We start from the raw sequence: 21,097 nt of genomic DNA, 5'->3' as shown, positions 1-21,097 counted from the left end.
TGCGGGCCTTATTGCGGCAGCGGCGTGGTGACGCCCTTGACGTGCCAGTCCATGGCGACGATCTGCTCGTCGGTCATTGTCTCGCCATCGGCGACGCCCTCGCTGCCGTCAGCCTTGGCGATCGGGCCGGTGAACGGTGAGAAGCTGCCGTCGGCGATCTCGGCTTCGGTGGATTTGATCTTCTCCATGATGTCGGCCGGGATGTCGCTGTTAAGGTCGACGACTTCCACCACATTGTCAGCCATGCCGAGGAAGGCATTGGCACCCTTGAATGTTCCGTTCATATGCGCGTCGACCTGCGCCTTGAAATAGGGCGACCAGTCGGTGGCCACGCAGCCGAGATATTTCTCCGGCGCGTATTTCTGCATCGACGAGTTGAGGTTGAAGGCATAGACGCCAGCTTCCTCGCAGGCCGAGATCACCGAGGGCGTGTCCTGGGCGTTGGAGAAGATCACGTCGCAGCCCTGCGCGATCAGCGCCTTGGCGGCATCCTGTTCCTGGGCCGGATCGAACCAGGAATTGACCCAGACCACCGAGACCTCGACATCGGGATTGACTGCCTGCGCGCCGAGCGTGAAGGCGTTGATCGAGGTGATCAGTTCGGGAATGGCGAAGGCTGAGACCGAACCGAGCTTGCCGGACTTGGAAACCGCGGCTGCGGCCATGCCGAGCAGATAGGTGCCCTGGAAATATTTGGCTGCGAACGGCGAGAAATTCGGCGCGACCATGTAGCCCGAGGCATGCAGCACGCTGATCTTCGGATTGCGCCGGGCGATCTGGAAAGCGCCGTTCTGGTAGCCGAACGATCCGGCGATCAGGAAATTATTCCCATCGGCAACGGCCTTGTTCATGATCCGGTCGGCGTCAGGGCCTTCCATGATATTTTCAAGCACGGTGACCTTCACCTTGTCGCCATAAGCTTCCTTGACCGGCTCGAGCCCGGCGGCCAGCGCATGGCCCCAGCCGACATCGCCGATCGGCGACGGCACGACGAGGGTGATGCCGAGCGGCTCGTCGGCGGCAAAGGCGCGCTGTGCGCCCATCGCGCCGGCGAGGCCGGTGGCGGCTGCGGCCTGGATCAAGGTTCTGCGGGTAATCTTGGTCATGTTCTCGGTTCCCTGGAGGTTGGTCTTCACATTGCAATACCGGCGAGCGCCTGTTCGGCGTCCGCAAAAAGCTTGTGCTCGTCGAGGCCGGAAAACTCGCCGTCCTGCCAGACGATCCGTCCGTTGATCATGGTCATGTCGGTTGTGCTGCCGATGCCGACGCGGGCAATCAGGCTCAGCGGATCGTGACGCGTGCCGACATAATCCATGCGCCGGGTGTCGATTGCGAACAGGTCGGCGGCCATGCCGGGCGCGAGCCGGCCGATATCGCTCCGACCAAGCAGGCTTGCGCCTCCGGTGGTGGCGTAGGCGAGGAAATCGGCGGGCGGGGGCACGGGATGCTTACGGGTCGAGGAGACGAGGCACTGCAGCATGTAGCCGGAATGCAGGCAGTGCATCAGGTTGGAATTGTCGTTGGAGGCAGCGCCGTCGCAGCCGAGACCGACGCGGAGACCGAAGGCGGCCATCGCGGGAATGTCGGTCACCTCGGCGCCGACAAGATAGACCGGCTCCGGGCAGTGGGAGACGCCGGTGCCGCTTGCCGCCATCCGGCGGAGCTCGTCATGGGTCAGTTCCCAGCAATGGGCGTAGAAGGTATCGGGCCCCGCAAAGCCCATCTCCTCGAGATAATCGACGGTGCGAAGCCCGTGACGGGCCTCCATCACCGGGCTCTCGCCCTCGCCGACATGGGTGTGAAGGAATACGCCGCGATCGCGCGCCAGTCGCACGGATTCCACGAAAGTCTCGCGGTAGCTGTTGACCGGCTGGCAGGGCGAGACGACGACCTGACGCATGCTGAAGGGCTTGCCGTCATGATAGGCGTCGATCAGCCGCGCGCAGTCGCCGATGAATTCGTCGGTGGTTTCCAGCATCTCGTCGGGTATGGTCGAACCCTCGGATTTCGGCAGGCTGTTGCCGCCGCGCCCGGCGTGGAAACGCATGCCGAACAGATCGGCGGCCTCGAACTGCCGGTCGATCAGCCGTTTGCCGGCATGGCGGGGGAAATTGTACTGATGATCAAAGGCGGTGGTGCAGCCGTGCTTGATCAGTTCGGCCATCGCCGTGACCGAGGAGTGGTAGAAACTATCCTCGTCAAGGCGCGAAAACACCGGATAGATCCGGTCGAGCCATTCGATCACCGAAAGTTTGGTCCAGTCCAGATCGGCCCGGTTGCGCACGAAGCACTGGAAGAAGTGGTGGTGCGTGTTGACGAGGCCGGGATAGACGAACCATCCATCCGCATCGATCTCTTTCGTGCCCTCGGGAATTTCTCCCTCCGCAAGATCCGTGCCGATGGCCTTGATCGCCGGGCCCTCGGTGAGGAGATCGACATTGCGCAGCACGGTCGGACCGTTGCCTTCATCGACCACAACGGCCGCGCAATTCTTGAGCAGATAACCGGCCACTCAGCTTTCCTCCGCCGCGTCTTCCGGTTCCGGCTTCAACTCGTGCAGCCGGTGGATGCCCGGCATCTCGATGAAGCCATCGAGCGAGCGCATGGCCCGCAGCCAGAGGCGGATCGTCGGGTAGGAATCGAGAAGGATATTGCCGTCGGGGGCGAGCGCCACATAGGGGAAGCAGGCGATATCGGCAATCGTCGGCCGATCGGCGGCAAGATAGCGCATGCCGCGCTCGCGCTGCTCGAAAAGGCCCATTTCCAGTTCCCTGAGGGCCGCAACGCCCGCGGCCGACAAGGCATCGATATCGCCCGGCATGTTGAGCATCTGATGCAGCCTTGCACCGCCGAGGCTCGCCGTCAGCCTCGGCGAGAAGGCAAGCCATTGCTGCACGAGAGCGATCTCGACGGGGTCGTCGGTCCGGCCCAGCCATGAGGGCGCGGAACCGGCCGCGATATAGGCGAGCATGGCCGAGGATTCGGTCAGCACGAGATCGCCATCCGTCAGGATCGGGAGCGTTCCGGCCGGGTTGAGCTGCAGCATTTCCGGGCCGCGATGTTCCCTGCCGGGATGAAAGTCGACCGCGCGGGTTTCGAGCGTGACGCCGGCAAGGGCGGCCATCAGGCGCACCTTGTAACAACTTGGAGAAAGGATGTAGTCGTAGAGTTTCATTGGGCCACCAATTGCGCGCCATAGGTATAGTTGTGGCGCTTCAGCCAGCGTCTATAGGCGATGGATGTCATATCGGCCCGCGTCGGGATTTCCTTGCCGGGATCAAGCGGCAGGCGCGCGGGGATCTGGTTTTCGAGGATTGAACGGTCCTGCAGGAAGATCATCTGCTGGAACTGGATCAGGTCGGTCATCGACGACGTATCGTCGAACAGCGCCATCCACGGCCACACCTCGCAGGTTTCCTCCGTCAGCGGCTGCACGAACAGCGCGATCACATCCCATTCGCCGGGGCGCGGCGGGCAGGATTTGTAGAGCACCGAGCAGGTGGGGGCGGGGACGCGGTACATATAGTCCGTGTCGATGCCGCCGCTTGCCGATTTGGCCGCCTGCGGCTGGTAGAACTTCACCTGGGTCGCCCAGACCTCGTCCTCCTCCTCGCGGATTTCGACCTTGTAGTTGAAGACTTCGGTGTGAGGTTCAGCGCCCAGAATATCGGTATGGACGAAGGGGAAATGGGCGATGTCGAGAAAATTCTCCACGGCACGCAGCGGCGAGCACTGAACCCGGACGATGCCGACATCGACAAGGCGGCGTTCGGGATCGTCGGCTTCCGGGATGTCGAACAGTTCGTGGTCGGGCGCGCCGAGCGAGGTCCAGACATGACCGTAGCGTAGGCGCACGGGAAGGGCGCGGCCATCCGCGGCGGTCACCTTCGCCTCGTCAGCGCCGACGCGCGTAACGGTGATGTTTTCGCCCATCAGCATGGTGTCGCGGCGATCGAGCTGGCTGAACAGCGCGACCGGATACCATTCGTCTTTCATGGCATTCATGATCCGGCTCCCTGATTGCTGGCGACTTCCGCCTTGCGGCGCAGCGTTTCCGCCTGTCGCGAGGCGGCGACCCGCTGCGATGGCCTCGCTTCGACGGGAACCAGCACGTGCATCAGTGTTGCGGCTTCGCCCTGCGGGGCGAGCAGAAGACAGAAAGCGTCATCGGATGGTTTCAGCACGCCGTCGGCATCGGCTTTTGCATCGGCGGCCCGTTCGATGGCGGCAATGCCGGCGCTGACATTCAGCGAGCGAAGCGGCGTCAGCCCGTCCAGAGCCGGCGGCGCGCCGGCATCCTCGCCGTCCGCGATCCAGATAATACCGTTCTGTTCGACCACCGGGTAGGTTTCCACGCGGATGGTCTTTGGCGGGGTGAGGTCCGGATGGGCCGGGATGCGCAGACACTGTCCATCCTGGCCATAGCGCCAGCCATGATAGATGCAGGACAGCGCCTCGCCGCGCACGAATCCGTGGGAAAGGCGCATGCCCCTGTGGGGACAGCGATCGTCGGAGGCGGTCAGGCGGCCGGAGGCGCTGCGCCACAGGGCGATAGACTTGTCCGCGAGACGGGCCGGCATCGCCGTGCCCGCGGCCAGGTCGGCCGAGAGCGCCGCCGGCGTCCATCTGCCCGTTGTCTGGGGGTGCATTTCGGAGCTTTCCAAAACTTGATTTGTCATCAGCCGGCGCGTCTTTTCAGCGAGCGGACGCGTCGACGGCGTCTAAATTTGCACAGCAAATATGCATTGGCAAGAATGAACAAATTTGATGCAAAGGTAATTCATGGCACGGGCGTCGGGGCCATAAGCCGTGCCGTCAATGGCTGACCGGCTCATCGGATTTCGGCATGGCATTGAGGGGCAGGCATTCGATGTCTTCGACCCAGATATCGATCGGCCCCAGCGAGCACGCCATTTCCATCGCGTCGATCAGGGCGGGCGGGCCTTTGACCGCCATTTCGATGCGCTCGGGCGAGGCGGCGATGATTCGCTTCTCCAGTCCGAGCTTGCGGGCATGGCGGTCCATCCACGGGATGAAGCTGTCAGCGCCGAAACGGCCGCGCATGATGAATTTCTGGGTCTGGTCGATCTGGGGCAAAGGCGGATCTCTGAAAGGGTCGTCGCGGGCCTGCCGGAGGCTTTCGGCCAGATTATGCAGTCGCGCAATATCCGTCCAGCCCTCTGGTGGACAATCCGGTCTCGCGTTGGACCTTGGGGGAAGGGTATGGCATGAAGCGGCGAGCCGCATTTCAGGAGCCCGTTCATGGAAAAAATCGATATCGTGCTGGTCGCGGCCGTGGCCGAAAACGGGGTGATCGGCCGGGCCGGCGACATGCCCTGGCATCTGGGCTCCGATTTCAAGCGCTTTCGCGCGATCACCAAGGGCAAGCCGCAGATCATGGGCCGCAAGACCTTCGAATCGATCGGCAAGCCGCTTCCCGGCCGCACCAATATCGTCGTGTCGCGCGATCCCGGCCTCGTGATCGAAGGATGCCTGACCGTGACCTCGCTGGAGGACGCGCTGACGCTTGCCAGGAAGGATGCCGGGGAAAAGGGTGTGGACGAAATCTGCGTTCAGGGCGGCGGCGAAATCTACCGGCAGGCGATGGGGCTCGCCGACCGGTTGCGCATCACCCATGTCGAGACCACGCTTGCGGGCGATACGGTGTTTCCCGAAATCGACCCCGCGCTGTGGGAGATCGTCGAAGAGGAAAGGCTCCCGGCCAGCGAGAAGGATGACTATCCGACCTGCTACAGGGTCTATGAACGTCGTCGTTGAACAGGAATTTACCGAGAAAACCTTTTCGTTATCACGGATCGCGTTGAAAGCGGTCGTCCGCATCCTTATAACGGGGCAAACGCCTTGCGCGTCAACGGGGCCGCGCGTGGCGGTCCAGAGGAAACAAACAGGTAAGAGGTGTGGATGCCCTGGAGCAATCAGAATGGCGGCGGTCCCTGGGGAGGCGGCGGCGATAATCAGGGGCCCTGGGGCCAGGGGCCGAAGCGTCCCTCCGGCGGCGGCAATGGCGGCAACGGAAACGGCGGCCCGCCCGATATCGAGGATTTCTTCCGTAAGGGCCAGGATCAGTTCAAGGGCATGTTCCCCGGCGGTTTCAGCGCCGGCCTGATCGCGATCATCGTTCTGGTGTTGGCGGTGTTCTGGGTCATGCAGTCGGTCTACACCATCCAGCCCGACCAGCGCGGCGTGGAACTGCGCTTCGGCAAGCCCAAGACGGACGTCGCCCAGCCGGGTCTGCACTTCATGTTCTGGCCGTTCGAAACCGTCGAAAAGGTCGACATCACCGAACGCCGCATGAGCCTTGGCGGCGGCCGCGGCGACCCCGAGGGCATCATGTTGACCGGCGATCAGAACATCGTCGATCTCAGCTTCTCGGTGATCTACAACGTGACCGATCCGAAGAGCTTCCTGTTTGACGTGGAATCGCCCATCGAGACGCTCAATCAGGTATCGGAAAGCGCCATGCGCGAGGTTGTCGGCCGCAGGCCAGCCAATGACGTCTATCGTGAGCAGCGCGAGGCGATTGCCGTCAACGTGAAGTCGATCATCCAGGAAACGATGAACGAATACGGCGCCGGGATCACCGTCAACGCCGTGTCCTTCCAGGACGCGTCGCCGCCGCAGCAGGTGGCCGATGCCTTTGACGAGGTGCAGCGCGCCGGACAGGACGCGGACCGCTTCCAGCAGGAAGCCAACCAGTATGCCAACAAGGAACTGGGTGCAGCCCGCGGTAATGCGGCCGTGGTCCGCGAGGCGGCGGCCGCCTACAAGGACCGCGTCGTCAAGGAAGCAGAGGGTGAGGCCGAGCGCTTCATCTCGATCTACGATTCCTATCGCACCGCGCCGGAAGTGACCCGTAAGCGTCTCTATCTCGAGACCATGCAGGGCGCGCTGTCGCAGTCCAAGAACGTCATTGTCGATGATGAAGGGCAGGGGGTCGTTCCCTATCTGCCGCTCGATCAGATCGGCCGTGATGCGGCCCAGCGGACGCTTCCCGCATCGTCCTCGACGCAGAACCAGACCCAGGGAGCGAGCCAGTAATGTCATCCAATCGTCTTCTCGCTACCCTTGCCGCCATCGGCGTCATTCTCGTGGTGCTGTACGGCTCGTTCTTCGTGGTCAATCCGCGCCAGCAGGCGATCGTCATCCGCTTCGGTGAGATCCAGCGCGTGGAGTCGGAGCCGGGAATCTATTTCAAGCTTCCCTTCTCCTTCATCGATGCCGACCGGGTTCAATATGTCTCGAAGCAGGATCTCCGCTTTGACCTCAGCGATCTGCGCATCCAGGTCGCCGACGGCAAGTTCTACATCGTTGACGCTTTCGCGGTGTACAACATCGATGATCCGGAACGCTTCCGTGAGGCCGTTTCGGGCGACCGGACGGAGGCCGAGGGGCAGCTGCGCTCGCTGCTCGATGCGGCCCTGCGCCGGGTCTATGGTCTGCGCGGCTTCCAGGCGGCGCTCTCCTTCGAACGCGCTTCGATGATGGAGGAAGTTCAGGAACTGCTGCGCAACGACGCCGAAAAGCTCGGCATCAAGATCGTCGACGTCCGCGTTCTGCGCACCGACCTGACGCCCGAGGTCTCGGAAGATACCTATTCGCGGATGAAGTCTGAGCGTCTCGCGGAAGCCGAGGCGATCCGGGCGAACGGCCGCGAACAGGCAGAAACCCGGCGGGCCGTGGCCGATCGCCAGGTGGTCGAGATCACCTCGCAGGCGGAAAAGGAAGCCGAGATCCTGCGCGGTGAGGGCGATGGCGAACGCAACCGCATCCTTGGCGATGCCTATGGCCGCGATCCTGCCTTCTTCGCCTTCTATCGTTCGATGAACGCCTACAAGGACGTCATCAACGACAATGCGACCATGGTGCTGTCGCCGAATTCGGAGTTCTTCCAGTATTTCGGCTCCAGCGGCAGCGACGATGCACCCGCGCCATTCGTGCCGGACGTGGAAGAGGATACGACGGAAGCTCCCGCCGGGAGCAACTGATCCATGCTGATGCAGGATATCCTGATCGGATTCGCATTCTTTCTGATCATCGAGGGGCTGGTCTATGCACTGGCCCCTTCGTTTCTTGTCTCCATGGCAAGACTGCTGCCGACCATTTCGGAAGGCGCATTGAGATTGACGGGCGTTGTCGCCGTAGCGCTGGGCGTGCTGCTGGTGTTTCTGGTGCACGGCTGAGGCGGGGATAGTTCGGCGGTTTGGGAGGCTCCGGTCTCGTTCTTCGCCGGGAACGCCCTATGATCTGATCATCAATGACGGAGGCTTCATGTCGAAGACAGTCGATTCCCTCTTTGTCCGCCGCCTCGCCGGTTTCGGGCTTGCTGTCGCTCTGGCCGCGTCGACGCCGTTTGCGGGTCCCGTCGGTCGGGCGGAGGCGGAAACCCTCTCCGATGTCTCGATCGCCGACATGGCCGAAAGGCTGTTGCCCTCCGTGGTCAATATCTCGATCTCTCAGGAAGGCGATGGGGATGCCGGCGATCGTCCGGTTCCGAAGGTGCCGGAAGGCCAGCCCTTTGAGGAATTCTTCGAGGACTTCTTCGATGGCGAAGGAGGGCCCGGCAGCCGGCCGGTGTCCTCTCTCGGGTCCGGCTTCATCATTGATCCGGACGGCATCATCGTCACAAATAACCACGTGATCGAGAACGCCGACACGATTTCCGTGACGCTCGCCGATGGCGAAACGCTGGACGCGACGCTGCTGGGCGTCGACGACAAGACCGATCTCGCCGTCCTCAAGGTCGAGCCCGATGCGCCGCTGCCGGCCGTGAAATTCGGCGATTCGCAGAAGGTCCGGATCGGCGAATGGGTCGTGGCGATCGGCAACCCCTTCGGTCTCGGCGGCTCGGTGACGCTCGGCATCGTCTCGGCGCGCGGGCGCGAGCTCGACGGGCCCTACGACAATTTCATCCAGACCGATGCGGCGATCAACAAGGGCAATTCCGGCGGCCCGCTGTTCAACATGGATGGCGAGGTGATCGGCATCAACACCGCGATCCTGTCGCCCTCGGGAGGGTCGATCGGCATCGGCTTTGCCGTGCCAAGTGAGCTTGCGGAAAACATCGTCGACCAACTCGTCGAATTCGGCCAGACGCGCCGCGGCTGGATCGGCATTCGCGTGCTGGAGGTCAGCGATGACCTTGCGGCCTCGCTCGGTTCGGACGATCCATCGGGCGTCGCGGTCGGCTCGATCATCGAGGGCGGCCCGAGCGCCGACGGCCCGCTCGAGGAAGGCGATATCATCCTCAGTTTCGACGGCCATCCGATCGAAAGCCCCCGCGACCTGCCGCGTTTCGTTGCCGAGGGCCGCATCGGTGAGCCTGCTGATGTCGAGATCGTGCGCGACGGCGAACGCATGAGGGTTCAGGTGACGCCGCAATTGCTGGAGGAACCCGAACTTGCGGAGGGCGAGCCGGCATTGGCGGGTGAAGCCCTGCCGGAGGATGGCGTGCCCGATCAACCCGGCCTTCCCGTGACGCTTTACGGGCTGACGCTCGGCGATCTCGACGACAATGGTCGCGCGCTCTATCAGATCGACGCCGATGTCGAGGGCGTGCTGATCACCGAGGTCGAGCCGGACAGCGCCGGCGCCGACGAGGGGCTGGAGCCCGGCATGGTTATCGTCGAGGTCGAGCAGGATGCCGTCTCCACCCCGCAGGAGGTGCGCTCAAGCATCGTCAAGCTGATCTCCGATGGCCGCCGCAGCGTATCGCTGATGGTCGCCGCCCCCGATGGCGCGCTCAGCGTTGTCAGCCTGGTGCTGGAATAGGCCTCAGCCCTGCCAGTCCGCCTTGTGGAGGCGGTAGAGCACGTGGCGTTTGAGATGGGGGTGGCTGTCCGGGATAGAGGGGTGGTCGAAATCGCCTGTAAGGTCCCGCTGCATGCCGAGCCGTTCCATGACCGCTGTCGAGCGGCGATTGTCGGCGACGGCGAAGGAGACAAGCTGGTCGTGGCCGCGTTCATCGAAGGCGAGCGCGATCATCGCTCGGGCGGCTTCTGTCGCATAACCCTTGCCCCAATGGACCGTCGTCATCCGCCACCCGATCTCGGGCGTGCCTTCGGGTTTGATCTCGGCGCTGTAGACCTTGTTCAGCCCCGTGAAGCCGATCGTCTCTCCGTTTTCCTTCAGTTCAACCGCCGGAAAACCATAGCCGGTATCGGCGATCATCGCGCGGATCATGTCGAAGAGTTCGTCGCTCTCCGTCCTGCTGCGCCGCATCGGGAAGAACGCCATCACCGTGTCGTCGGAATTGATCTCGTGGAACAGGTCGCGGTCGCGGTCTTCCCAGTTGCGGATGATCAGGCGTTCGGTTTCAGCGAGCTTCATGGCGCGAAGTCCTCCTGCCGATACCCTTGGATGTAGAGAAGCGCCGTCAGATCGCCATGGTCGATGCGGATCGAGGCTTCGGCGGCAACCTTCGGCTTGGCATGGAGCGCGACGCCGCTGCCGGCGAGCTTGATCATGCCGAGATCGTTGGCGCCGTCGCCAACGGCCATGACATCGGCCACGGTGATGCCGCGCTTCGCCGCGACATCATGCAGCGCCTCGACCTTGGCCTCGCGGCCGAGGATGGGATCGGCGACGTGGCCGGTGAGCTTTCCGCCGTCTTCCAGCAGAATATTGGCGCGGTTTTCATCAAAGCCCAGCATTGCCGCGATCCGGCTGGTGAACACGGTAAAGCCGCCGGAGACCAGCGCCGCATAGCCGCCATTGGCCTTCATCGTCGCGATCAGTTCCATGCTGCCCGGCGTCAGCGTGATGCGCTTTTCGATGATCTCGTCGACGATGCCGATCGAAAGCCCCTTCAGCAGCGCCACCCGCTCGCGCACGGCCGGCTCGAACTCGATCTCGCCGTTCATGGCGCGCGCGGTAATGGCGGCGACCTTGTCCTTGAGGCCGACTTCGGCGGCCAGCTCGTCAATGCATTCCTGGCCGATCATGGTGGAATCCATATCCGCCAGCAGCGCCTTCTTGCGACGCGTCGCGGCATCCTGCACCACCACGTCGACCGGGAGGTCGCCGATTGCCGCTCTGAGCGCGCTCTCCGCCGCCGCTCCATCCGCGCTTTCAGATAGCATGAGATCCGCCGCGATGCCGGATGCCAGCCAGTTCGTCCTTTCCGTCCGCACGGCGCCGGAAAGCCGGGAAACGAGGTCCTCGGTGACGACAGGGTTTGACGGATTGGCGACAAGCGTGGCAACGAGAGCCATGGCGAATTCCTCAGGTGAACATTGGCGTGCCGTTCTGATAACGGGGCCGACGGCGAGCGGCAAGTCCGCTTATGCGATCGCGCGGGCTGAAGCGGCTGGCGGCGTGGTGATCAACGCCGACAGCATGCAGGTCTACGACACCCTGCGCGTGCTGACGGCGCGGCCATCCGCCGAGGATATGCAGGGCATACCGCATCATCTTTACGGCCATGTCCCGGCCGGCGGCGATTATTCCACCGGCGCATGGCTGCGCGATATGGAAGTGTTGCTCGGGCGGCTTGAAGACGAGGGGCGGGTGCCGGTGATCGTCGGCGGCACAGGGCTCTATTTCAAGGCGCTGACGGAAGGTCTGGCTGCAATGCCCGAGGTTCCCGCCGAAATCCGCGCGCGATGGCGGCAGGCGCTCGCCGAGCAGGGGGCTGTTGCCCTCCATGCGCAACTTGCCGAACGCGATCCCGCTATGGCGGCGAGGCTCCAGCCTTCCGATGGCCAGCGGATCGTGCGCGCGCTCGAGGTGTTCGAGGCGAGCGGCCGGTCCATTGCCGATTTTCAGGCCGAGAACCCGCCGCCGCTGATCGATGCGGCGCGCGCGGACAAGATCGTGGTGTTACCGGAAAGGCCTGTTCTCCATGACCGCATCAACCGCCGCTTCGAGACGATGCTAGAGGCCGGCGCGGTCGAGGAGGTCGAGGCGCTGCTGGCGCTCAGTCTCGATCCCGCCGCGCCAGTGATGCGCGCCATCGGCGTCAAGGAGATCGCGGCCATGCTTTCCGGGTACATGACCCGGGCCGAGGTGATCGAAAAGGCGAGCGCTGCCACGCGGCAATATGCCAAGCGGCAGATGACCTGGTTTCGCAACCAGATGGGGTCGGAGTGGAAAAGGCTCGATCCGGCAAAGGGTTAGGGCGAGGGATGCCCACCCAGGCCGGCTAATTTTATTGCGCGTGGTCGGGCTTCACGGCATTTTTCTTGCAGTTGCGCGTTGACGCGGCCGGAAAGTCGGGCTATCAGGCCAAGCATGGCTAAGAAAGAACTTCTTATTGTGGTGGGATCGCGCATGGGCAGGATGGTGTAACCATCCGGCAGCAGCCACCCATGCGCGACAACAGGCTCCTCGAAGGGGCCTTTTTTTATGCCCGAGGAAACCCAGGACCATCAAACGGAAAAAATGAGATGACCGCAGCGGACAACATGATGACAGGCGCCGAGATCGTTTTGCAGGCGTTGAAGGAAAACGGGGTCGAACACATTTTCGGATACCCCGGCGGCGCGGTGCTGCCGATCTATGACGAAATCTTTCAGCAGGACGAAATCGAGCATGTGCTTGTCCGCCACGAACAGGGTGCCGGCCATGCTGCCGAAGGCTATGCCCGTTCCACCGGCAAGGTCGGCGTCCTGCTCGTCACTTCCGGTCCAGGCGCCACCAATGCGGTAACGCCGCTGCAGGATGCGCTGATGGATTCCATTCCGCTGGTCTGCATTTCCGGCCAGGTTCCGACTGCACTGATCGGCTCCGACGCGTTCCAGGAATGCGATACCGTCGGTATCACCCGGCCATGCACAAAATATAACTGGCTGGTCAAGGACGTAAACGAACTGGCCGATGTCATACATGAAGCCTTTCGCATCGCCCAGACCGGCCGGCCGGGCCCGGTCGTCGTCGATGTCCCGAAGGATATCCAGTTCGCCACCGGCCGCTACACGCCGCTTGCCGAGCACATGATCCGCGAAAGCTACCAGCCCAAGGTCCAGGGCAATGCCGAGGCGATCCAGGCGGCGGTCGAGCTGATGGCCCATGCCAAGCGCCCGGTTCTCTACACCGGCGGCGGCGTCATCAACTCCGGCGACGAGGCCTCGCGCCTGCTGCGCGAACTGGTCGAACTGACCGATTTCCCGATCACCTCGACGCTGATGGGGCTCGGCGCCTATCCGGCATCGGGCAAGAACTGGCTGGGCATGCTGGGCATGCACGGCTCATACGAGGCCAATATGGCGATGCATGACTGCGACGTCATGGTCTGTATCGGCGCGCGCTTCGATGACCGGATTACCGGCCGGGTTGATGCCTTCTCGCCGAATTCGAAGAAGATCCATATCGATATCGACCCGTCCTCGATCAACAAGAACATCCGCGTCGATATCCCGATCCTCGGTGATGTTGCTCATGTTCTGGAGGACATGGTTCGCCTGTGGCGGGCGCTGCCGGCGGAAAAGCCGTCGCTCGATGACTGGTGGCGCAATATCGACCGCTGGCGCGGGCGCGACTGCTTCGCCTATACGCCGAACAAGGACGTGATCATGCCGCAATACGCGCTGGAGCGGCTGAACGCGGCGATCAAGGATCGCGATGCCTATATCACCACCGAGGTCGGTCAGCATCAGATGTGGGCCGCGCAGTTCATCCACTTCGAGGAACCGAAGCGGTGGATGACATCGGGCGGGCTCGGCACGATGGGCTATGGCCTGCCGGCGGCGCTGGGCGTCCAGATCGCCCATCCGGAAGCGCTGGTCATCGACGTCGCGGGCGATGCCTCGATCCAGATGTGCATTCAGGAAATGGCCGCGGCGATCCAGCACAATGCGCCGATCAAGATCTTCATCCTGAACAACCAGTATATGGGCATGGTCCGCCAGTGGCAGCAGTTGCTCCACGGCAACCGCCTGTCGCACTCCTATACCGAGGCGATGCCCGATTTCGTCAAGCTGGCGGAAGCCTATGGCGCTGAGGGCATTTACTGCGACAATCCGGATGATCTCGACGAGGCGATCCAGCGGATGATCGACAGCCCGAAACCGGTGATCTTTGATTGCCGCGTCGCCAATCTCGCCAACTGCTTCCCGATGATCCCGTCGGGCAGGGCGCATAACGACATGCTGTTGCCGGACGAGGCCAATGACGAGGCCGTCGCCACCGCCATCGACGCCAAGGGCCGTCAGCTCGTTTAAGTGAAAGAGGTCAGACAATGAACGCGAAACTACAGCCCACCGGTTCGGCCTATTTCATTTCGAGCCAGACCGCAGCGCCCGAACGCCACACGCTTTCTGTCGTTGTCGCCAACGAGCCGGGCGTTCTCGCCCGGGTCATCGGCCTTTTCTCCGGCCGCGGCTACAATATTGAAAGTCTCACCGTTTCGGAGACCGAGCACGAGGCGCATCTGTCGCGCATCACCATCGTCACCAAGGGCACGCCCGACGTGCTGGAGCAGATCAAGGCGCAGCTCGATCGCATGGTTCCGGTTCACAAGGTCGTCGACCTGTCGGTGCGCGCCCGCGAACTGGGCCAGGCCCCGCCGGTCGAACGCGAGGTCGCGCTGGTCAAGGTCGTCGGCGATGGCGAGCAGCGCCAGGAAGCGCTTCGGCTCGCCGATGCCTTCGAGGCCAAGGTGGTCGACGCGACGGTCGAGCATTTCCTGTTCGAGATCACCGGCAAGGTGTCGAAGGTCGATCAGTTCATCGCCATCATGAAGCCGCTCGGTCTCGTCGAAATCTGCCGCACCGGCCCGGCCTCCATGAATCGCGGCCCCGAGGGGATGTAGGCGGCCTGAATGCGGAATCGACGGGCGTTTCACCGGCGATTCCCGATGGCCTCACGGGTTTCTCCCCTTACTCTCTCCCGCTGGCGGGAGAGATGCCCCGAGAGGGGCAGTGAGGGTGGCGCAGCATTTCAAATCGTGAGGGTGTTCGTGGTGACACTCTCCCCCCTCACTGTCGCTTTCGCGACATCTCTCCCCTCCGGGGCGAGAAGATTGGGGGGCTTTGCGGCAAGGCAAAGCTAGCTCCGTTCCCCCGTTTTCCAAACTCTGTCCGGGACCTTCCGCTGTTGACGCCCATGGCGCAACGCGGCACAAGCGATGTATCGCTGTTCACGGGAAAGGCCTTTTCCATTGCATATCTGGATACTCACGGACGGCAAGATCGGAGATCGGGTGCAGTGCCTGGGCGTGGTGTCGCGGCTCGGCGAGGAGGCCGAGGAGAAGGTGATCGCGCCGGGCAAGCCGTGGGAGTGGCTGATGCCGCGCGGGCCCGTGCCGCCGAAACACCGCCCCGGCAGGCCGGGCAGCCCGATCGCGCCGCCGTTTCCCGATGTCGCGATTGCGAGCGGCCGGCGCATGGTGCCTTATCTCAAGGCCGTGAAGGCCGCTTCGGGCGGCCGGACATTCACCGTTTTCCTGAAGGACCCGAGAATCGGCAAATCGGCCGCCGATCTGATCTGGATGCCGCGCCACGACCGGTTTCGCGCCGAGAATGTTCTGGTCACCGACACCGGCCCGCACCCGCTGACGCCGGAGGCGATTGCCGCGGCGGTCAAAGCGCGGCCGGCCGAATGGGACCGGCTGCCGTCGCCGCGGCTCGGCGTACTGATCGGCAACCCGGTCTCCGGAACGCGCGATCAGGCGGCGGCGCTGGAGAACTTCATGCGGCAGATCGATCATGCGAAGGCTGAGGTCGGCAGCATCATCGTCACTCAGTCGCGCCGCACGCCGGAGCCGGTGATGGCGGCTTTGCGCAAGCGGCTCGACGGCTTCCCACACTGGATTTGGTCGCCCGAGACCGAAAACCCCTATCGCGCGATGCTCGGTTCTGTCGACATGCTGGCGGTGACGGCTGATTCGCATAACATGATGAGCGAGGCGCTTTCCACCGGGAAACCGGTATTCCCGATGCGCCCCTACCGGCTCAACCCCAAACTCGCCGGTTTCATCGACAGGCTGGATGCGGCGGGCCAGACGCGACCGTTCGAGGGGGCGTTGGAGCCTTATGACTATGTGCCGGTGGATGCGACGGAAGAGATTGCGGAAGCGATACGCCAGGGGCTGTCAAAGCGCGGGCGGTGAGAGCTGGAGGAGGGCCGCGCTTGCAACGACGCCAGGGAGATTCTGTTTATTCGCGGCGCTGGCAAGAACAATCTCCCCTTGAGGGCAGGGCCATCGCCTGTGGCTTTGTCGCATAGCCCCCAATCTTCTCGCCCCGGAGGGGAGAGATGTCGCGACAGCGACAGTGAGGGGGGAGTCTATCACCACGAGCGCTCTAACGACTTGAAGCACTGCACCACCCTCACTGCCCCTTTCGGGGCATCTCTCCCGCCAGCGGGAGAGAGTATTGGGGGGCTATGCGACAAAGCCATAGGCGACATCTCCCCCTCAAGGGAGGAGATTGGGGCTGAGAGGCTGCGGCCTTTAAGCTAAGCGACCTTGATCGGCTGGTCGGGGAAGGCGAGCTGTTCGCGGGCGCGCCATTCCGGCGTCACGTAGTTGATGATCAGCGATTTGCGCACGCCCTCGATCGGGCGCTTCTCGAAGCCGTGCCAGGTATTGTTGGCGGGCACGAAGATCATCGCGTAGTTCGGCGCAAACGGCGAGCGGCCGACATGCTCGTCCTTCGAGGCGTAGATGTCGGTTCCGAGTTTTTCGTGGCCGGGGCCATCGGAGAGGTAGATCAGCAGGGTGAACAGCTTCACGCCGATATCGGTGTGCGGCTCCAGCCAGAAACCATCCATGTCCTGCGCGAATTCGATGCGCAGGCTCGAGCCCTCGATATTGGTGCCGAAGGTATCCTGGATCGTCGAAGCGACGGCGGGGTCCTGAAATGCCGCGGCAACGGCAGCGCAGCAATCATATTTGGCGATATTGGGCTGGTCGAAATAATGCCGGCTCTTGTTGTGCACCTCGCGCGTGCCCGAAACGCCGCCGAGATCCGGCTTTGGGAAATCGAGCGCCTGGATGTCCTTCAGAAGCTCTGTCGGAAACATGTCCGAAAGCAGCCAGTGGCGATAGGGCTCAGCATTGGAATCGGCTTTCTTGAATGCCGACTTCACATGCTCCTGAACGTTTCCGTAATCTGTCATTTCTGAACCATATGCTTGTTTGATCAACGCTATCGTATCGCCATCGGCGGGCGGGCACAACCATTGTCGCCGCCCGTCCTATTTCCCCGGCTTGCCGGTCTTGCCGGTTCGGCGGCCGCGCCGTTTCTGCTCGCCGGGGTCTTCGTAAGAGCCGGTTCCGATCTTGCCGCGCTTGACCGGCTTGACGTCGCTGCCAAGCGGCTTTTCCGTGCGGCCGACGGTCATCTCGTCGAGATCGTTCTTGCGGAACAGCGGCTTGGCCATATCCGTGCCGGGCCCCATCGAGTCGAGGTCGGGTTTGGCGAAATAGCCATCCGATTTCGGCGCGCTCTCCGCCTGCCGCGATTCCTGCCGCTCCAGCTTGTCGTCCATGCCCTGAAGTTCGGCGGCCTTGAGGCGCTTGATCTCGTCGCGCACGCGGGCCGCAGTCTCGAAGTCGAGATCGGCGGCGGCATCGCGCATCTGCTTTTCGAGCGCGTCGAGATGGGCCTGCAGGTTGTTGCCGACCAGATGGCCGTCGGCCGCAAAGCCCTTGCCGCCCTTGGTGCCGATATCGGCGCGGACATGGTCGCGCTCGTAGACCGAGTCGAGAATGTCGGAAATCTTGGCCTTGACCGATTCCGGGGTGATGCCGTGTTCTTCGTTATAGGCAAGCTGCTTCTCGCGGCGGCGGCTGGTCTCGTCCATGGCGCGCTGCATCGATCCGGTGACCTGGTCGGCGTAGAGAATGACCTGGCCGTCGACATTGCGCGCCGCGCGGCCGATGGTCTGGATCAGCGACGTTTCCGAGCGCAGGAAGCCTTCCTTGTCGGCGTCGAGGATCGCGACGAAGCCGCATTCGGGAATGTCCAGCCCCTCGCGCAGCAGGTTGATGCCGACGAGCACGTCGAACGCGCCGAGACGTAGGTCGCGGATGATCTCGATGCGCTCCAGCGTGTCGATGTCGGAGTGCATGTAGCGTACGCGAATGCCCTGTTCGTGCAGGTATTCGGTCAGGTCCTCGGCCATGCGCTTTGTCAGCACCGTCACCAGCGTGCGATAGCCCTTCGCCGAAACCTCCCGGATTTCGGAGAGTACATCGTCGACCTGCGTCTTGGCGGAGCGGATCTCCACCGGTGGGTCGATCAGCCCGGTCGGGCGGATCACCTGCTCGGCGAACACGCCGCCGGCTTCCTCCATCTCCCAGTTGCCGGGCGTGGCCGACACCGCGATCGTGTCGGGGCGCATCGCATCCCATTCCTCGAAGCGCAGCGGGCGGTTGTCCATGCAGGAGGGCAGGCGGAAGCCGTATTCGGCCAGCGTCGCCTTGCGCCGGAAGTCGCCGCGATACATGCCGCCGATCTGCGGCACGGTGACGTGGCTTTCGTCGATGAAGATCAGAGCGTCGTCCGGGATATATTCGAACAGCGTCGGCGGCGGCTCGCCGGGGCGGCGGCCGGTGAGATAGCGCGAATAGTTCTCGATGCCGGGGCAGGAGCCGGTGGCCTCCATCATCTCGATATCGAATTTGGTGCGCTGCTCAAGGCGCTGAGCTTCAAGAAGACGTCCAGCCTTTTCAAGCTCTTGCAGGCGCGCCTTCAACTCTTCCTTGATCGATTTGATCGCGGCGTTCAGCGTCGGGCGCGGTGTGACATAGTGCGAATTGGCGTAGATCTTGACAGATTTCAGGTCTCCGGTCTTCTGGCCGGTGAGCGGATCGAATTCGGTGATCGCGTCGATCTCGTCGCCGAACATCGATATCCGCCATGCCGCGTCCTCAAGGTGGGCGGGGAAGATTTCGATCGTGTCGCCGCGCACCCGGAACGAGCCGCGCTGGAAATCCATGTCGCGGCGCTTGTATTGCTGGGCCACAAGGTCGGCGAGCAATTGCCGCTGGTCAAGCTGATCGCCGACCGACATCTGGAAGGTCATCGCGGTATAGGTCTCGACCGAGCCGATACCGTATATGCAGGAGACCGAGGCGACGATGATGCAGTCGTCGCGCTCAAGGATCGCGCGGGTGGCGGCGTGGCGCATCCGGTCGATCTGCTCGTTGATCGAGGATTCCTTCTCGATATAGGTGTCGGAGCGCGGCACATAGGCTTCCGGCTGATAGTAATCGTAATAGGAGACGAAATATTCGACCGCGTTGTCCGGAAAGAAGTTCTTGAACTCGGAATAGAGCTGGGCGGCGAGCGTCTTGTTGGGCGCGAGGATCACGGCCGGGCGCTGGGTTTCCTCGATCACCTTGGCCATGGTGAAGGTCTTGCCCGAGCCGGTGACGCCGAGCAGCACCTGGCTGCGATCCCCGGATTTGAGGCCTTCGACGAGATCGGCGATGGCGGTCGGCTGGTCGCCGGACGGCTTGTATTCGGTGACCATGCGGATCGGAATGCCGCCCTCGGATTTTTCCGGGCGTTCCGGCCGGTGCGGGGTCCAGATCTTGCCGTCCTTGAACAGCGGGTTGCCGCTTTCGATCAGGCTTGAGAGCGCATCCACGGTCGCGGTGACGCCGCCCTTGGCGAGGTTCTGGGCTTCCTCCAGCGAAACATCGACACCGGCGACCGGGTTCAGGCCAGCGGCGGCGCGGGTCTTGGGATCGGAGGACCCGCCGATCGAAACGCCGCGCGCGGTACGGCTGGCCGTCGCGCCGCCGCTTTCGGCGGCCTTGCGGCGGTGCTTGCCGGCCTTCGAGGCGAGCTTGCGCTGTGAATCGACGGTTTCCGCTTCGGCCTCTTTCTCCAGCCCGGCGAGCCAGTCCGACATCGAGCCTTCATAGCTCTCGCCGTCGAACGGCGCCTGGGGCGCTTCTTCGAAACCTTGTTTGTCGGAGGATTTCCTGGGTGATCTGGCCATGAGGCGAATATGGGGAACGAGCCTGAAAAAGAAAAGGGCGGAACAACAGAACAAAAATAGAACTTACGCCGCGATTCGGTCAAGTTTCGCCGCTCAAATTCCTGATGCCGTCCGCAGCGGTTTGCGCTAAGAACGCGCGAAGCTGCCGGGCTGGCAGCGGTTCCGGAGAAAATTCATGCCATTTTCGCTTTCGCCCGCGGCCCTGTGGCCGGTTTTGATGCTGGTCTGCTCGAATGTTTTCATGACCTTTGCCTGGTACGGCCATCTGAAGTTCAAAAGCGCGCCGTTGCTGCTGGTGATCATCACCGCATGGGGGATCGCGTTTTTCGAATACTGCCTCGCGGTTCCGGCCAACCGGATCGGCGCGTCGGTCTATTCGACCGCGCAGTTGAAGACGATCCAGGAAGTGATCACGCTGCTGGTGTTTTCGGGCTTTTCGGTGCTGTGGCTGAAGGAGGCGATCACCATCAATCACGTGATCGGCTTCGCGCTGATCGCCGTCGGCGCGGCGTTCATTTTCCGGGCCTGACGATCACGCCTCCTGCGGCACCACGGCCGGCCTGCCGGTTTCATCCATCGCCACCATCACGAACTGTGCTTCGGTCACCTGTTCGCGATGCGGCATGCGGTGACGATGCACCCAGGCCTCGACATGGACCGTCATCGAGGTGCGGCCGATCCGCTCGAACGAGGTGTAGACGCAGAGCGTGTCGCCGACCTTGACCGGTTGGGCGAAGGCCATCGAATTCACCGCGGCGGTGACGGTCCTGTTGTTGGCGCGCTCGGAGGAGGCGACATAGGCGGCGAGGTCCATCTGCGACATCACCCATCCGCCGAAAATATCGCCTGACGGATTGGCATTGGCCGGCATGGCGACCGTGCGCATGGTCAGGTTGCCGGTGGGTGATTTCTCGTCGTTCATCAAGCTCTCCTGTGACTTGCGGGCGCTGCACCCTGATCAACTGCAGACAATATTGGACGACGGTGGAATTGCAACTCGGGCCATCCGTCCAGCCGGCAACACAAGGTTGTCTTTTCGTCGGCGCCGCAAAAGCATTTGTTTACTCTTGTCTGGTCTACTCGCGTCCGGAGTATCAACGCAGATCCGGTTCAGTATGACGTTTCCCTTGCGACGCGCGGTTTCATTGGCAGCCATTGCCGCAACGCTCACCGGTTGCTCCATCGG

General features: G+C 62.9%; 21 protein-coding genes. 10 read left to right on the top strand and 11 right to left on the bottom strand.

What is annotated here, in order from left to right:
• Positions 1–8 precede the first annotated feature (8 nt).
• From V6766_RS09010 to V6766_RS08985, 6 genes are all read right to left on the bottom strand, one after another.
• Positions 9–1,106, bottom strand: a complete 1,098-nt coding sequence (locus tag V6766_RS09010) for a BMP family ABC transporter substrate-binding protein (protein ID WP_448465619.1) — start codon at positions 1,104–1,106, stop codon at positions 9–11.
• Positions 1,107–1,132: 26 nt separating this feature from the next.
• Complete coding sequence (locus V6766_RS09005) at positions 1,133–2,512, bottom strand: amidohydrolase (RefSeq protein ID WP_448465617.1); 1,380 nt, start codon at positions 2,510–2,512, stop codon at positions 1,133–1,135.
• On the bottom strand, positions 2,513–3,175 hold the full coding sequence (locus V6766_RS09000) for a glutathione S-transferase family protein (protein ID WP_448465615.1): 663 nt from the start codon (positions 3,173–3,175) through the stop codon (positions 2,513–2,515).
• Positions 3,172–4,005 (bottom strand): aromatic ring-hydroxylating dioxygenase subunit alpha, encoded by an 834-nt coding sequence (locus V6766_RS08995; RefSeq protein ID WP_448465613.1) that lies wholly within the window; start codon positions 4,003–4,005, stop codon positions 3,172–3,174. Before V6766_RS08995 ends, V6766_RS09000 begins: the two co-directional genes overlap by 4 nt.
• A complete protein-coding gene (locus V6766_RS08990) occupies positions 4,002–4,649 on the bottom strand; it encodes a Rieske 2Fe-2S domain-containing protein (protein ID WP_448465611.1) in 648 nt (215 codons plus the stop codon). Before V6766_RS08990 ends, V6766_RS08995 begins: the two co-directional genes overlap by 4 nt.
• Before the next feature lie 166 nt (positions 4,650–4,815).
• Complete coding sequence (locus V6766_RS08985) at positions 4,816–5,097, bottom strand: acylphosphatase (RefSeq protein WP_448465609.1); 282 nt, start codon at positions 5,095–5,097, stop codon at positions 4,816–4,818.
• Between the two features lie 165 nt (positions 5,098–5,262).
• Here V6766_RS08985 and V6766_RS08980 point away from each other — a divergent pair, with 165 nt between their 5' ends.
• The 5 genes from V6766_RS08980 (at position 5,263) to V6766_RS08960 (ending at position 9,789) form a co-directional block, all read left to right on the top strand.
• Positions 5,263–5,778 (top strand): dihydrofolate reductase, encoded by a 516-nt coding sequence (locus tag V6766_RS08980; RefSeq protein ID WP_448465607.1) that lies wholly within the window; start codon positions 5,263–5,265, stop codon positions 5,776–5,778.
• A 144-nt stretch (positions 5,779–5,922) separates the two neighbouring features.
• On the top strand, positions 5,923–7,059 hold the full coding sequence (hflK, locus tag V6766_RS08975) for an FtsH protease activity modulator HflK (protein WP_448465605.1): 1,137 nt from the start codon (positions 5,923–5,925) through the stop codon (positions 7,057–7,059).
• Positions 7,059–8,006: a protease modulator HflC gene (gene hflC / locus V6766_RS08970; RefSeq protein WP_448465603.1), complete on the top strand. Its 948-nt coding sequence runs from the start codon at positions 7,059–7,061 to the stop codon at positions 8,004–8,006. Before hflK ends, hflC begins: the two co-directional genes overlap by 1 nt.
• Before the next feature lie 9 nt (positions 8,007–8,015).
• Positions 8,016–8,201 carry a DUF2065 domain-containing protein gene (locus tag V6766_RS08965; protein WP_448429853.1) on the top strand — a complete coding sequence of 62 codons (186 nt, stop codon included), beginning with the start codon at positions 8,016–8,018 and terminating at the stop codon, positions 8,199–8,201.
• Between the two features lie 88 nt (positions 8,202–8,289).
• Entirely contained in the window at positions 8,290–9,789 is a 1,500-nt protein-coding gene (locus tag V6766_RS08960) for a Do family serine endopeptidase (protein WP_448465601.1), read from the top strand.
• 3 nt (positions 9,790–9,792) lie between these two features.
• On the opposite strand, the gene V6766_RS08955 is transcribed toward V6766_RS08960, so the two are convergent.
• Together V6766_RS08955 and serB are read right to left on the bottom strand one after the other, a co-directional pair.
• Positions 9,793–10,347 carry a GNAT family N-acetyltransferase gene (locus V6766_RS08955; protein ID WP_448465599.1) on the bottom strand — a complete coding sequence of 185 codons (555 nt, stop codon included), beginning with the start codon at positions 10,345–10,347 and terminating at the stop codon, positions 9,793–9,795.
• Positions 10,344–11,231, bottom strand: a complete 888-nt coding sequence (serB, locus tag V6766_RS08950; RefSeq protein WP_448465597.1) for a phosphoserine phosphatase SerB — start codon at positions 11,229–11,231, stop codon at positions 10,344–10,346. The genes V6766_RS08955 and serB overlap by 4 nt, the downstream gene beginning before the upstream one ends.
• On the opposite strand from serB, the gene miaA reads away from it, so the two are divergent.
• The 4 genes from miaA (at position 11,230) to V6766_RS08930 (ending at position 16,066) form a co-directional block, all read left to right on the top strand.
• On the top strand, positions 11,230–12,135 hold the full coding sequence (gene miaA, locus V6766_RS08945; RefSeq protein ID WP_448465595.1) for a tRNA (adenosine(37)-N6)-dimethylallyltransferase MiaA: 906 nt from the start codon (positions 11,230–11,232) through the stop codon (positions 12,133–12,135). The genes serB and miaA overlap by 2 nt on opposite strands.
• 269 nt (positions 12,136–12,404) lie before the next feature.
• A complete protein-coding gene (locus V6766_RS08940) occupies positions 12,405–14,177 on the top strand; it encodes an acetolactate synthase 3 large subunit (RefSeq protein WP_448465593.1) in 1,773 nt (590 codons plus the stop codon).
• Positions 14,178–14,194: 17 nt separating this feature from the next.
• Positions 14,195–14,767 (top strand): acetolactate synthase small subunit, encoded by a 573-nt coding sequence (ilvN, locus tag V6766_RS08935; RefSeq protein WP_347445384.1) that lies wholly within the window; start codon positions 14,195–14,197, stop codon positions 14,765–14,767.
• Positions 14,768–15,115: 348 nt separating this feature from the next.
• Positions 15,116–16,066: a mitochondrial fission ELM1 family protein gene (locus tag V6766_RS08930; protein WP_448465591.1), complete on the top strand. Its 951-nt coding sequence runs from the start codon at positions 15,116–15,118 to the stop codon at positions 16,064–16,066.
• A 347-nt stretch (positions 16,067–16,413) separates the two neighbouring features.
• Here the strand turns inward: V6766_RS08930 and V6766_RS08925 are convergent, their stop codons facing one another.
• Entirely contained in the window at positions 16,414–17,076 is a 663-nt protein-coding gene (locus V6766_RS08925; RefSeq protein ID WP_448465589.1) for a 2OG-Fe(II) oxygenase, read from the bottom strand.
• A 78-nt stretch (positions 17,077–17,154) separates the two neighbouring features.
• On the bottom strand, positions 17,155–19,911 hold the full coding sequence (uvrB, locus tag V6766_RS08920; RefSeq protein ID WP_448465587.1) for an excinuclease ABC subunit UvrB: 2,757 nt from the start codon (positions 19,909–19,911) through the stop codon (positions 17,155–17,157).
• Between the two features lie 175 nt (positions 19,912–20,086).
• Between uvrB and V6766_RS08915 the strand changes: the two genes are divergently transcribed.
• Positions 20,087–20,440, top strand: coding sequence for a DMT family protein (locus V6766_RS08915; protein WP_448465585.1), 354 nt, complete (start codon positions 20,087–20,089; stop codon positions 20,438–20,440).
• Positions 20,441–20,443: 3 nt separating this feature from the next.
• On the opposite strand, the gene V6766_RS08910 is transcribed toward V6766_RS08915, so the two are convergent.
• Positions 20,444–20,833, bottom strand: a complete 390-nt coding sequence (locus tag V6766_RS08910; protein ID WP_448465583.1) for an acyl-CoA thioesterase — start codon at positions 20,831–20,833, stop codon at positions 20,444–20,446.
• Positions 20,834–21,097: the final 264 nt, after the last annotated feature.

The organism is Martelella sp. AMO21009 (assembly GCF_053484295.1).
Note: the sequence above shows the minus strand (reverse complement) of the source record. Positions and strands in the feature narration are given on the sequence as shown.